Origin of the sequence: Paenibacillus glycinis (assembly GCF_009909185.1) — a bacterium.
Classification (GTDB): Bacteria; Bacillota; Bacilli; order Paenibacillales; family Paenibacillaceae; genus Paenibacillus_Z; species Paenibacillus_Z glycinis.
The window spans coordinates 211,660-225,340 of the sequence record NZ_JAAAMV010000024.1 but is presented as its reverse complement, the minus strand read 5'-3'; the positions used below and the strand labels follow the sequence as shown (position 1 = coordinate 225,340).

Here is a 13,681-nt window from a genome sequence, read left to right as displayed (position 1 = left end):
CTGCGCTTCGATCTCGCCCAGCTCGATCCGGTACCCCCGGATCTTCACCTGTTGGTCGATCCGGCCCAGGTACTCCAATTTCCCATCAGGCAGCCATCTCGCCAGATCTCCCGTTTTGTACATCCGTGCGCCCGCCCGGAACGGATCCGCTGCAAATTTGTCCGCCGTCAGCTCCGGTTGGTTCAGGTAGCCCCGCGCCAGCCCGTCTCCCGCAATGCACAGCTCGCCCGCGACGCCGATCGGCTGCAATCGCTGCTGCGCGTCCACGATATAGATCCGCGTATTGTCCAGCGGCTGCCCGATCACGACCGCCTCGGCATCGGTGATGTCCGCTATCGTCGACCACACGGTCGTTTCCGTTGGGCCGTACACATTGTACAGCCGCGCGCTGCTCTGCTCCTGCAAGAAGCGCAGCAACCGCTCCGGATAAGCTTCGCCCCCGATCAGAATCGCAGCCAGCCGCTTCAGCCAGCCGCGGTCCGGCACTTGCTGCAACAGCTGCATGCGCGACGGCGTCATCTGCACCACATCGACCTGCTGATTCACGATCAGCGCCGCCAGCGCCGCCGGATCGTCCTGCTCCGTTTGCATGGCAAGTACGACGCGCGCGCCAGAACAGAGCGGGACCACGCTCTCCAGCACAAAGATATCAAAGGAAAACGTCGTCACCGCCAGCACCGCGCTCTCGCTGCTCAGGTCCAGCCGCTCTGCCATGCTGTGCATGAAGTTGACGACGGATCGGTGTTCGACCATGACGCCTTTCGGACGGCCGGTCGAGCCCGACGTGTAGATCACGTACGCCAAATTTGCCGCCGCCGCTTGGCTGCTCGGCTCTAAATTCCCAGCCTCCCCCTCATCCTGCGCCTGGCAATCCAGCCGTACGGTAGTTCCTTTGAAGACGACCTTGCCTGCTAGTTCCTGCGTGGTCAGCAGCCAGCGTGCTTGGCTGTCTGTCAGCATATAGGTAAGTCGCTCCGCCGGATAGGATGGATCCAGGGGTACGTACGCCCCGCCGGCTTTCAGAATGGCCAGCATGCCCACGATCATCTCCAAAGAGCGCTCAACCATCAGGCCGACCAAGCTGTCCGCTTGCACACCTTTGTCCAGCAGCACCCGTGCAAGCTGATTTGCCCGTACATTCAGCTCCCGGTAGGTTAGTTGCTGCTCCTCGAATACGACCGCGATATTGTCTGGCGTTCGTTCCACCTGCGCTTCGAACAGCTGGTGAATCATTTTGTCCCGAGGATATTCTGATGCAGGTCCAGCACCAGTAGTCAGTAAAGTACCTTCCTCCAACGCAGAAATTATTGACAACCGATCGATCCGTTGCGTCGTATCGGTGATTGCCGATCGAAGCAATCCGATCAAACGATTGTTTAAAAGCTCCATATCTCGAGCGGTAAACCGGTTTTGCAAATAATCCAGCCGAACAGCCAGTTCCCCAGTCACTACGTTCTCTTCAACATGCATGGTCAGTTCATTTTGTTGAAAGCCATTGCGGTTCCAATCAAAGTCGAACAGAAGCTGACCCTCAGCGCCGCCATTCCAGTCCATAGGCCGATACGAAATGAGCATTTCCATGAAAGATCCATCATGTCCGACTTTCTCACGGAGCATAGGACCAATTAGATTGAACGGGTATTTTTGATGGCGAGCTAGTTTACTTTGTTTCATTTTCACCTGTTTCAAGAAAGCTTCGAATGTCGTTGTCGGATCGATCTGCATCCGGTAAGGGGTCGTGCTCATGAGCAAACCGATCATCGATTTCTGCTCGCGGCTTGTTCGGTTTGCAAATATAGTACCGATCTGTAAATCTTCTTCACCACTGATCCTATTCATATAAATGAATAACGCGGCGGTAAACAAGGTAAAAACAGAGATAGCTTGAGACTTGCAGAACGCAAATAAGAACTCTCTGTCTTCCAAACCTAACGGAAAAACAAGAGAATCCGAAATAGATTCATCAAGTGTCGAATCTCTCGGCCCAATTCGGGCGATTACGGGCATTGTGCGGTATTCTTCTTCCCAATACTTTCGATCCTTTTCAAATCTAGAGCTGGATGTGTAACTCTGTTCCGCATTTATAAGATCGGAATAAGTAGAAGCCTCCTCCTCAGAGAGCGTTTTTCCTTCTAGAAGCTGCGAATAAATATGCACCGCTTCATTGCCGATGGCATTCAATGCAAATCCATCCACCACCAAGTGATGAAATTTAAAATGAATGCGAATCTCCTCATCACCGATGCGTAGAAGCATGAAATCAAACAATGCCGAATCGTACAGTTGAAAAGGGGAATGGTTACGATGATCGACAATTTCCTTCAAGCTACTGGATTGTAAAGATCGGGCGTCCAGTCTGTCTATGTGAAATTCCGCACAAGGAGCGATATAGACATTTGGTTCAAGTTGGTCGACAGCGCGAGACAATTGAATGCGTAAAGAATCGTGCCTAAATACAAGTTTATGTAAGGCCGCTTTCCACTTATCCTCTTCAACGGGACCCTTGATTACCAACTGACCACTCAAAACGTTCGATACGGTATTTGGGTACAGCATTTCTGTGTACCAGATTCGTTGTTGTGCGAATGTCAATGGATAACTCGTCTGGACATTCAGCTGAGGCAGATTCTCAATCATTTTCCAATCCCTCTCAAAATAAAGATGTTATTTGATTCGATATTAAAAAAAATGACTTGATCGCAATCCAATTTGAACACTCACTCTACTCGCTTGTAAAAAAGCTAACCTTGACAATAAGAGCCAAAATTCTGTCAACTGTAGCGACATTGTGTCATCACGATTTCAGAACAATGTGCACGGAATGATTGTAAATGCAGACAATCCATAAATGCAAATAATGAAAGTCGTCATTATTTATAATTATATTTATCAATCAGAAAGTGGCTAGAGAAGATCATTTCGGTAATTCTGGAAACCTCCCTTGCGATAAGGCCTACGGTCCTATGAAAAGGGTACTCACAGTATGCCGGGAGCTACCAGCATTCCAGTACGCCACCTGCTATGAATTAGGTCGGTATAACCAAAAAAAGACCAGCCTGCGCTGGTCTTAAGTGATTGGTATTTAGATGGCAATATATTCAATACAGATCTGGCAGCATGCATAAGCCAACATTAACTGTTATTCATCGTTGCTCATTGTATTAAAAGTTTTTGAGTTTCTTGAAATAAAAAAGAACGATCAAGATACTGAACTTCGCTTGGAAAATCCGGCGTGCATCCGCAAACCGACATTCTATAGTCGTCTTCAATAAAGTACCTTTTAAAAAAATAGCGATGATTATACTCGTCATTCGAATGTTTTACCGATACCTGGTTATCTTGAATTTTAAACGTAAAGTGATTTAGCGGAATAAGCAGCCCTTTGCCTTCAGCTTTGACGAAACTCTCTTTTAATGTCCAGAGATCGTAGAAATATTCAAGCCGCCGTTCCAGTGGCTTTTGGACCATATCTTGATATTCTTCTTTGGAAAAAAAACGCCACGCAAGCTCCTCCATTTCAATGGGACGAATATGTTCTACATCAATGCCAACTACATGACTGTCTATGGTACATACGACCCAATTCCCGGAATGCGATACATTAAAGTGAAGCTGCCCCATATTCTGAAGAAATGGTTTACCGTAACTATCTCTCTCGATCACGATGTCGTTGATATTGCATCCACGTATTTGAGAAATCAAATATCGAACCATTAAGTCTGCTATGATAACCCTTTCCGCGTCCTCCCAGTTACGAAATCTTATGACGCGGTTGCGATTCTCTTCCGTTAGTAAGCTCATCAATGATGCTTTGGATGGAACATGACCATGGCTTACACGTTTTACTGCAAATATCTTCATTCCCAATGATCTCCTAGTCGGTCTTCATTCGACAATTTCTCCTGATTTTACTTATACCTTGAGTTCATTGCGTGCGGTTACATGGAAGCCTCACTTAAAGCTATATAAGTTGGTTTGATTTTTACGCATGCGAAACTCGACAAAATCCAAACGATCGAGGTGAAAATAAATGTTATGCGTTAACAATAAACTCATTGGTCGCCCTGGCGATTCTCCGAAGGAATGTCCCGGATAAACGCGTATATTTGGCGAAAGGAGCTTTTTTAATCTTTGTATGCTGTCGAACATGCTTTCCGGATTTCCACCCTTGTAGGAACATCCTCCGCAACCTTCGAAAAAGATCGTGTCACCTGTAAAAATATCTTGGCTCAATAAAAAACAAGCGCTCCCAAAAGTATGACCTGGAGTAATAAGACATTGAATCATAGTCGATCCGAGTTGAATCCGCTCGGAGTCCTTAAAGCTGATTAATGATGGAAGTTCGAATTGGTAGAAATCAATTTCAAGTTCCGACATGTAAGGTTGAGCAATAAATTGTTCAACCAAGGCAAGCGCTAAGTTCATATGATCATCATGAGAGTGGGTCAGCAGTATCATTTTCAACTCAACTTGAAGCTCGTTCAATAAATCTAGTATTTTATCTAATTCCCAAGCTGGATCTACAATAGCGGCATATCGGGTCGCTTTGTCGATAATGACGTAGCAATAATTGATATAATCACCAGAAGCCACTTTCAGCGTATGGACTTCATAGGACAAACTCATGAGCAACTTTTACCTCCAAAAACGTTTTATCGATGCAAGCGGTCCACTATTCAATATAAATGGCGGATATCTCATAGTTTAGCGCTCTTCTTGCCCGGCATACAAATAACGAAATGACTCGGATGATATAAGATTTTTAATATAAAGCAAGTAAAGAATTCTTTTATTCTTTGAGAATTCATTCGATTTCCCAACAATGAAACACTACGCACCAAGCAGTCTGCCCGTTCGACATATACCATAATTTTGGTTTTTCCATCAGTATATTTATCATTTTAACCGGCGGATAGGTGATATAATTAAAGACCCGAAATTGAAATGGGGAAAATCCATCATGCAAGCGAGGTTTATCATGACGAATATTCCTGAAGAGATCAAACAGAACATGATCTATGCGTTGGAGCAAATGAGTATAGCTTGTCCGCGAATCTGCTTCGATCGCACACCGCGGGCGACACGATACGAATCCGATCTCCTTCATCCGTTGTTCAACCGCGTCATCGCCTTCGAAGAGGCGTCATCTGAATACGCCAGCACTGAGATCAATGCAATCGCGGACCGCTATCGGTCACGCAAAGCCCCGTTCTCATGGCTTACTTGGTCGCACGAAGCCGCTGTCGATGAACTGGCCTTGATTCTCGAAGAGAATGGGCTTCGAAAAGCCGGCAACCTTTTCGGCATGTCGCTTTCCCTTGTCGATTGGACTTATAATGCGCCCTATATCTCCGGCTTCGACATCCAACCAATTCGAACGAAATCGGAGTTCGCTTGGTTTAAGGAAATCGTGCTTCCCGCGTTCGGTCTGCAAGGGGAAGCAGGCGATGTATTCATGCAAACCAACGAAGCGGCCGGGATCGGCGAACGCGCCGTATACAAACATTACGTCGGTCTTCTGAACGGCCTGCCCGCGGGAGCGGCGACCGCGATTCAGGACGGGGAGACAATCGGTATTTACAATGTCGCCACATCGGAAGCCTTCCGGCGCAAAGGCATAGGAAGCGCAATCACGGCGCATGCCGTTCTCGAAGGAAAAGCCGCCGGCGGACAGCTGGCCGTGCTCCAATCGAGCAAGATGGGACGGAGTGTATATCAATCGCTCGGGTTTCACGACGATGTCACGATTGGACTTTATCTCGGATAGCCGTAAAAATCCCTCGGCGGCTATTTATTTAGTGCTGCGCTTCGTTGCGGTGGGCAGCCGAAATGAACATGTAGTTGGATTGGTTCTCCAAAATGAAGGTGTGCTCGAATTCACCTTGTTGATTGCCCCGGAGTGACATGCTGATTTAGGCGCCAGCCTTTGGCAGAATGTCGCACCGGGGTTTTTTATTGCGGATCGACAGAAGAAAACATTTACAAGACCGAGACAAGTTGGCTGTATTTACGAGATACCTGATATTTATATTTATGTAGGTACTCGTACCAATACAATATTTAGGAGGATCTACCATGAGAAGAAGACAAATCATTGCAATTACATTAGGAATGGCGTTAGCCTGTAACCTATCAATGATGGCCAACTCGGCAAACGCAGCCGTATCACCAAGAACCAGTCAGGCAAGCAATTCGAATTCTACAATTAAAAAAGCGATTAGCGACAAAGAAGCTGCTCAAATGGCCTCGAAAGCTTTGAAAGATTTCATAGGCAAAGAGACATCCTTTTTCAAAAATCCTGTAGTCACAAGATATTCAGCCAAAGAGGCAATCAAAGACATGCAAGCAATGGAGGTTTCCAAAGAAGATCGGAAGGTGAACACGGAAAACACCAAAAAACATATTGCCAATGTAATTAATATTACATTCTCCCCTACCAACAAATCATTGCATGGGAGGAATCTGGTTGTCATTAATGAAGAAACTCGTGAAATCGTTTATGTAACTGCATTTTACAATAATGATGAAAAGTTGAACGTGAAAACCGATGATAGTAAGGTGAAAAGTGCGATCTCCGACTTTCTCAAAAAAAATGGTAAGTCGCTCTCCAACAAGACAGTAAAGGTTCAAAAAACCAGTGTTTATGGTCAATTCGAGGTGATTTGTCAATTAAGCGATGGAAGGGAAGCATCCATCTTTATGAATGCCAAAAGTTATGAAGTAATTGGATATAAAGTGAATTATAATAAATTCATCAAATTGCCTTCGAGAGTAAAAGAGGAAAAGAAGAACTTCAAAGATCTTTTAATCAAGTAAATCCATGCGTTCTTATTCGCAGTATGTAATTCCAGTTCTAAGAAAAAGAGCCTTATGCATCCCGATAGGAATGCATAAGGCTCTTCCAATTATTTATTTACTCGTACTGTTACTACGTCACTGGAGGTTACTCCGCTTGCATTGATCAATTCACATCGGTACTCGTAGGTGCCGACTCCACGTCCGAAAATTGCACTCACCGTACTTTGAGCAGCGGGCGTCGCGGCTTGAAGTGATTTCGTTTCGATTAACGTACCGTTCTCATATAGACGGTATGCTGTAGCATTCGTTCCCCACCACATGTTCATCGCAATATTAAATGTGCCGTCTCCATCCCAATTATCTTGGGAAAGAACCGGTTTACCCGGCGATGCGTCCGAGATGGCGACAATAAGCGGATTGCTCGTTGTCGTACCGAAAGAATTTATGAGCTCGCTTGTATACGTATAAGTCCCGTTCGCTTTGCCATGTACATCAACCTGGGCCATTTGTGCCTCAGGAGCTGTATCTTTCAACCTTTGTGCAGAGATGAGCGTGCCATTTTCATACAATTTAAATAAAGTACCGTTATTGCCCCACCACATATTCATCGTTACCGTGTAGTTCCCATCACTCAATCCCGTATCATAAGCGTTGTTGGAGGAGAGTACAGGCATGCCCGGAACCCCTGAAGACAACGGCTTCGCAACCGTGATCGTTACAGCATTGGTCTGCACAGTAACTCCGTTCAAAGTAACCGCAGCTGTAATTTGAGCGGTACCTTCAGCTACGGCGGTTATCTGCCCCTGCAAATCTACCGTTGCAACCGTTTCATTGCTTGAGCCGTAGGTAATTGCGGCTGAGGCGAGATCAGCAGGCGCTGCATTGTTCAGCGTACCCGATACCTGCGTTGATGACGTTGTTCCTGCTAGAAGCGAAGTCTCGTCAACCGCAAGTATCGCTTCGCTAAGTACTGGCGTTGTTGGCGCTCCTGTTTGAATCGTTATATCATCCATGTAAGCCGTAAAAGCGCCATCCGCCGTGTTATCGTATGCAGCGATAACCCCTACTATCGTCTTGCCGATAAAAGAAGAATCTAAATAAAAAGAAACTTTATCCCATTCGCCTACCGAGCCTTTTGCGTTTTTCCCAGTAAATCCGACCTTGTCGCTTAAATGCGTACCGTCGTTAAACAACAGATCAATGAAAGCGTGCCGGCCTAATTCGTTTTCTGCAAGAATATAATAAGATAACTCCAAATTAGGTTGAACGTTTATTTTTGTTGGCGCAATTCGCGCATAAAGCTGGGCATTGTCGGAGCCGTTTTCCGATTTACCGCTAAATCGGAACGAATACACGCCTCCATGAGCGGTATCTTTCTCGATGGCAAAGGCGTCTAAAGCGGGGTCCGAATTCTGACGCTTCAAAATGCTTGGATTTTCGCGCTTATTTTCATCATCGGGATTGTAAATTCCTACGTCAACGTTGGTTAGTTGACCACCCGCGGCCACGCGTTTTTCAAAACCGTTCCGCCAATAAACAGGACCCAGCGAATCCTCAATCGGCAGTTCATAGCTTACAGGATCGTCCTCCGTGATTTCACGTTTATTCAGGTCGGCAATAGCTCCCGTCAGCCGCAAATAAAAATCGGAAGAAAGCCATATGCCTTCCGAGGCTTGCGTATACAAATACTGCTCACCTTTCGGGATCTCATAGGAATCTTCGGCGCCTTTCATAATTGCCGTACCTTCATCATACTCGTCAAACATGGCGATATACGATGTTCTAAGACCATGTTCTCTTAAAAGCGCCGCCTGCGTCCACATGAAATTCCCGCTTTCCCTGCCTATCTCATTCGGCGGCGAATTCACCCCGGCTCTTAGATTCGACCACGCAAACCCTGGGAAGATAACGGGCAAGAAATCGATTCCGTATTGCTGGCAATAAGCCAGTTCCCGATCCAATCGTTGGTCCGTTTCCTCCCACCAGGCTTTAGCTTCCTCTGTCCCATTAAACCGCCCTACCGTCCAAGGAGATGCCATATCAAGGGACTGATAAACCGCAGCATAATCGTCTGTTACCGATGCCCATGTATTATCAGGCAACCCCCCGATAACATAATAACCTCTGTCTTGGAACCAATGAATAAGCGTGAGCGCGACGCCGGCACTCGGATATCTGGCTGGGTTGTCTCCCGCAAGGCCCCATAAGCTAACTACCGGCTTACCTTTTGCATAGGCATAACTCGTCGAGCTTACAATACCTTTTCGTTCAATATTATAAACCCAATCCTTCTTGATTCTATCTATAATGGTTTCTCCGCCGCTTCCTGATCCTGACAAGTCGTACATGACATAAAAAAGTTTGTTAAACTTTTCAGCTGCATCTTGAACCATGTTTATGTTATTTTTTATAGGGCTTTCGGTCGCTTCGGTTGTACTGAAAAAACGCTGAACAGCTAACCCGTCTATGCCATAATCACGTAACCAAGAAACATGCAAGTCTACTACATCTTTATTTTTGGATGTAAATAACTTGGCTTGTTCTCCGGTTTCAAGCTTATCGAAATTCGTAGGAAATAGCGCATTGTCGGGATATTCTCTTACATCCGGCCAATTTTCAAACTTCAGTTGGCCAACTCCGGGTCTTGATCCGGAGTTCCAATGAACCCATCCCGAATTGGTCGCATTGGCAGTAAACCACATCTGATACCCGGCAAAAGTCTTTCCGATCATATTATTGCCAGGCGTCTCGCCGGCAAATGCAGGCGGAAGTGTCTCGTCAATTGGAGGTTCCTTGCCACTCTCCACCTGTATGCTTTTTACGTAAAAATCTCCGCCGGAAGCTAATATCCTAAAATCAGCATTGCCGTTTTGTGCCTTTCTCATCTGGGCATCGGTAACATATATTTTCAACGTTACCAGATCGCCAGTATTATAGAGTTGGATAAAGTGCCTGTTATTATAAGCGTTTCCGGTTGATTTTTGACCCAATTCTAAAAAAGGTTTCTGAGTCCCGACATCATAATATTGGATGGTAAAAATCACGTCTTCGGCGCTTCTAAGAGGAGAGTCGGCGCTCAAAGTAGCATACAAATATTTTTGAGCAGCAATCCGCCCAACCGTATCTTCTTCATACGCTTCAACGAAAGTTTGGGGTTCGGAAGAAGGATTGCCGTTATATTTGGTATAGACTACCCCCTGTTCCACAACGGGATCGCCGAATTCCAGCAAAGTAGATGATAATTCAAGATTGTCAAAAGCAGCTTTCAACTCCGTTGAAGCGGTGGAAATCTGGTTGTCCGTGGCACTATTGTTGTCGTAAACCGATTTTGCTGCATTCCATTTATTCATGTAAGCATCCCATAAAGCAGTGACGTACAGACTGGAGTCTGCTGGCTTTTTGTTTATCTCAGCGAGTAAATCTTCTTTGCTGATCGGTTTCACAATCAAGGCGCTCTTCGCCGCATTGATAGTATCAGTAGCCTGACCAAGTTTTACGATATCGGTGCTGTTTGCTTGAATTAAGGCATCTGCGGCAGTTTTTGCAGCATTGTAAGCAACCAATGAGGCTGCGGTATATATGCTGGTATCTGCGACAAAGGTTGCTAACAGATCCGCCCGCATTGTCACAGCATTAAACGACTGGTTAGCAGCGGTCAACTCGGCATCTGTCTTGATGGCGGCAGTGGTACCAACCATTACTTTATCGAGATACAGGCTGCCATCCGTCACTCCGGTTAAGGTAAACTGCATATCGCTAATGGCATTGAGCAGATTTTTGGTATCGGTTACGACTTGGGTTCCATCAAACAGTTTGCGCAGATTAAAGGTAACCGTCTCGAACTTGTTGCCTTTTGAAAGGCTTTTTTCAAAGGAGTCGGTGTCAGCGACACCTGCCGTATACGTCTTGCCGCCACTTGCGAATTGCAGTGCCAGTTTGGCGCCTGATTCATTGGCGTTGAGGACATTGACTGACAAATAGTTGTAATTGCCGGGTTTAAATTTCAAGCTGTCATATGACACGATCGGGCTGATGCCAATCACTTTGCCTGCAGCATCGTTATAGTTTACCTCCATAGCCGAGGCACCTTCCAGCTTTAACGTGGAAGAATATCCGTAGGTAACCGCTGAGGTGGTTCCAACAGCCCCTGACTTCCAAGACGGATGGAATCCGTAGGAATTAATAGAGGTATCGTTTTGATCGACCGCCCACTCGTCTTTATCCGCGTACATCCAGCCTTGCTCCGTATAATAGGTAACACTCGGATCGGGAGCATTGGTGTTATCTTCATACGCGGTAGTACGGAATGGACTGACCGGGATATAATAATTCCCTTTGGAGGCACCGACCAGGTTGGCGTTGTTATTGAAATTGTCAAAAGCGTAAATGACATCCTTCGGATTAGAGACCAAATTGCTCCAAACTTTAACCGTGTTCGTACTCGTAACTTCAGCGTTGGCGGTAACATATACGTGATCTGCACCCGCAATGCTGAAGCCATGAAGGGAGATGCCGTCATAGGATTTAAGGCCTTCTCCGACGTTGTCAAAAGTGATGTCGATCGTATTGCCAGAAACGGTCATGCTCTTATAGATCGGATTTGATTTCAGGTCGTTGGCACCGTATACCAAACTCATGGCACTATCGGCAAACCGTTGGCCGACCTGTTCCTTCGTCCGAGGATGGATCGCACCTGGTGAAGTACCGTTCAGCACATGAGTCAACGGAACGTCGTAGATGGGAAAAAGAGTCATATTCTTGTCAACGTTGGCCAGGTAAGACTTGGTCATGGCTTCGGCTAGCCAGCCGAGATGCTGTGGGTTAAGACCGCCATTATCGTACTGCTCCGGGGCAACCTGTGCTACGATCAACGGCATGGAGTTGTTTGCAAAGCCAAACGCTTCGCTCCAGCTCTTTTTCAACAGGTTTAATTCAATATCATAAATTTCGCTGCGGTTGGAATTGCTTTCTCCCTGATACCAGATTGTACCTGCAATGTTAGTTCCTGCAAGAGGGCCGATTTTCTGATTATAGAGGCTGGACATTTTACCGGCATCTGTCGGCCACCAATCGGCATCATAGTACAGACCGCGTTTCATCAGAGCCGCTTTTACCCCTGCGTCGCCTTCAATGGCCATGCGCGACAACCAAGCTTCAATGATGGTACCGCCGGTCGCATCGCTGATAACGCCTACAGGAACGTTTAACTTCGCCTGCAGCGATTTTGCCATGAAATAGGCGGCGGCAGAAACTTTGTTGACTTCGGTCCCTTTATCGCCCGCGCCCCAATAGGCCCCGGCAATATCCTGCGTTGGATCAATTGGTTGCTCGCCGGTTTGTCCTGCCGGATAATTGGGAACCAGGAAGAAACGGATGTTATGATTATTGGCGTTCGCTACTTCTAAAGCTCCTGTCATAGCCGAACCCACGTTTAAAGCCATATTGGACTGACCGCTCGCGAGCCATAATTCACCAATGGCAACATCTTTGATAGACTGAATGATTGTCGTGCCTTCGCTGACAACGATTTTGTAGCTGTCATAGCTGCCGTCCCGGGGAGATAAAGAAACATCCCATCTTCTGGAAGCGGTGGAAACTGCAGTCTTTGTTTCGAGCGCTGTAGTCTCGTTGCCTTTGAATATTTCAACTTTTATGTTTTTGCCTTCATCGGCATAACCCCAAATATTCATGGATTTCTTCTGCTGAAACAACATACCGTCATTGAAAAAGGTGGGCAGTATGGTGTCATTGGTAGTATCGATCAACCGGACATTAGAAATTTTGACCACCAAATTGTCGGTAAAGGTGGCCGGCCAATTTGTCATATAAAAGCGCATATAGTTGATTTTTGAATAGTCAATCGTACCGCCGGTCGCGCCACCGGTAGACAACATAATGGAAGCGCTCGATATACCGTTTTGCCAATTCAGCGATCCGACGCTAAAGGATAACTCATTTGCGTCGTTGTGGCCGCTGCTGGTTAGCTCTATTTGGCCAGGAGTTTGTGACAGAACCGTAATATTACCAGGATGGGTAAGGTTCTCTACCTCAGTATCCATAACCAATTTAACTTTTCTGATATCGTGGCGCGAAGCATCAATAGGAGAAAATTGAACGGCAAAAGAAGCTGTAGGAGTTCCGGTACTGCCGCCACCGGTAATGTTGAACGTTTTGGCGAAGGGAATATTGGCTACCAACGGCGCGGTGTCGTATTGCACCGGAACCACCGGGTCGGCCGGACGAGACATGTCAACGATATTCACATCTTTCATCCGAATGGTGTACGTGTCCGGCTTAACGGTGAATCCCCAATACTCGAGACGGAAAAACCGGATATGGGCCAGGTCGACTGAAGATGTATTGCCCATGGCTGAAAGCGGAAGCAGAACATCATTCCAGCCTGCCTGAATCTCGGTGCCGTCTGCCCTTTTCAAATCCTTGGAGTTATACATCAAGTAATGTCCACCGATTTGATTATCTGACACTTCAAAACGGCCGCTGCCATTAATTGTTTTCATCAAAGTATTGATACTGCCGGGATTATCGTTATTCTCGACATATAGCTGCAAACTCAAGGCCAGATTGGCCGGAGCCACAGACGACACATCTAAATCAATGGTATTTATCCAGCCCGATCCAAATCCATACCGGGTAGGATTGGTTTGCGTGTAAGACCTAAGTTCCCTTTTATCGAATATTTTCTGGACAATGTGATTGTCCATAATGTCTTTAGCGGCCGTGGCTGCCGAAGCCGAAGCACTTGTCTGTATCATCGTAATAGGAAGTACCAACATGATTGACATGAATAATGCGAATAGTTTTTTTGCATTCATGCAATTTTCCTCCTGTTTCATTTATCCTCTATAACAGAACAAAGTCATCT

Annotated in this window: 6 protein-coding genes; 2 read left to right on the top strand and 4 right to left on the bottom strand. The window is 46.3% G+C overall.

Annotated elements, in window-relative coordinates:
• The 3 genes from GT019_RS24410 to GT019_RS24400 all read right to left on the bottom strand — a co-directional run.
• Positions 1–2,637: non-ribosomal peptide synthetase (locus GT019_RS24410; RefSeq protein ID WP_161746030.1), on the bottom strand; the 2,637-nt coding region annotated here is incomplete at its 3' end.
• Positions 2,638–3,153: 516 nt separating this feature from the next.
• Positions 3,154–3,861 carry a 4'-phosphopantetheinyl transferase family protein gene (locus GT019_RS24405; protein ID WP_161746029.1) on the bottom strand — a complete coding sequence of 236 codons (708 nt, stop codon included), beginning with the start codon at positions 3,859–3,861 and terminating at the stop codon, positions 3,154–3,156.
• 90 nt (positions 3,862–3,951) lie between these two features.
• Entirely contained in the window at positions 3,952–4,626 is a 675-nt protein-coding gene (locus GT019_RS24400) for an MBL fold metallo-hydrolase (RefSeq protein ID WP_161746028.1), read from the bottom strand.
• A gap of 352 nt (positions 4,627–4,978) precedes the next feature.
• Here GT019_RS24400 and GT019_RS24395 point away from each other — a divergent pair, with 352 nt between their 5' ends.
• On the top strand, positions 4,979–5,767 hold the full coding sequence (locus GT019_RS24395) for a GNAT family N-acetyltransferase (RefSeq protein WP_161746027.1): 789 nt from the start codon (positions 4,979–4,981) through the stop codon (positions 5,765–5,767).
• Positions 5,768–6,075: 308 nt separating this feature from the next.
• Positions 6,076–6,816: a hypothetical protein gene (locus tag GT019_RS24390; protein ID WP_161746026.1), complete on the top strand. Its 741-nt coding sequence runs from the start codon at positions 6,076–6,078 to the stop codon at positions 6,814–6,816.
• A gap of 89 nt (positions 6,817–6,905) precedes the next feature.
• On the opposite strand, the gene GT019_RS24385 is transcribed toward GT019_RS24390, so the two are convergent.
• Positions 6,906–13,631 carry a sialate O-acetylesterase gene (locus tag GT019_RS24385; RefSeq protein ID WP_161746025.1) on the bottom strand — a complete coding sequence of 2,242 codons (6,726 nt, stop codon included), beginning with the start codon at positions 13,629–13,631 and terminating at the stop codon, positions 6,906–6,908.
• Between the last annotated feature and the right edge of the window lie 50 nt (positions 13,632–13,681).

What these genes read in the sequence shown, in the direction of transcription:
- GT019_RS24405 (WP_161746029.1), bottom strand. Translation starts at nt 3,861, where the DNA reads ATGAAGATATTTGCAGTAAAACGTGTAAGCCATGGTCATGTTCCATCC.
- GT019_RS24400 (WP_161746028.1), bottom strand. Translation starts at nt 4,626, where the DNA reads ATGAGTTTGTCCTATGAAGTCCATACGCTGAAAGTGGCTTCTGGTGAT.
- GT019_RS24395 (WP_161746027.1), top strand. Translation starts at nt 4,979, where the DNA reads ATGACGAATATTCCTGAAGAGATCAAACAGAACATGATCTATGCGTTG.
- GT019_RS24390 (WP_161746026.1), top strand. Translation starts at nt 6,076, where the DNA reads ATGAGAAGAAGACAAATCATTGCAATTACATTAGGAATGGCGTTAGCC.
- GT019_RS24385 (WP_161746025.1), bottom strand. Translation starts at nt 13,631, where the DNA reads ATGAATGCAAAAAAACTATTCGCATTATTCATGTCAATCATGTTGGTA.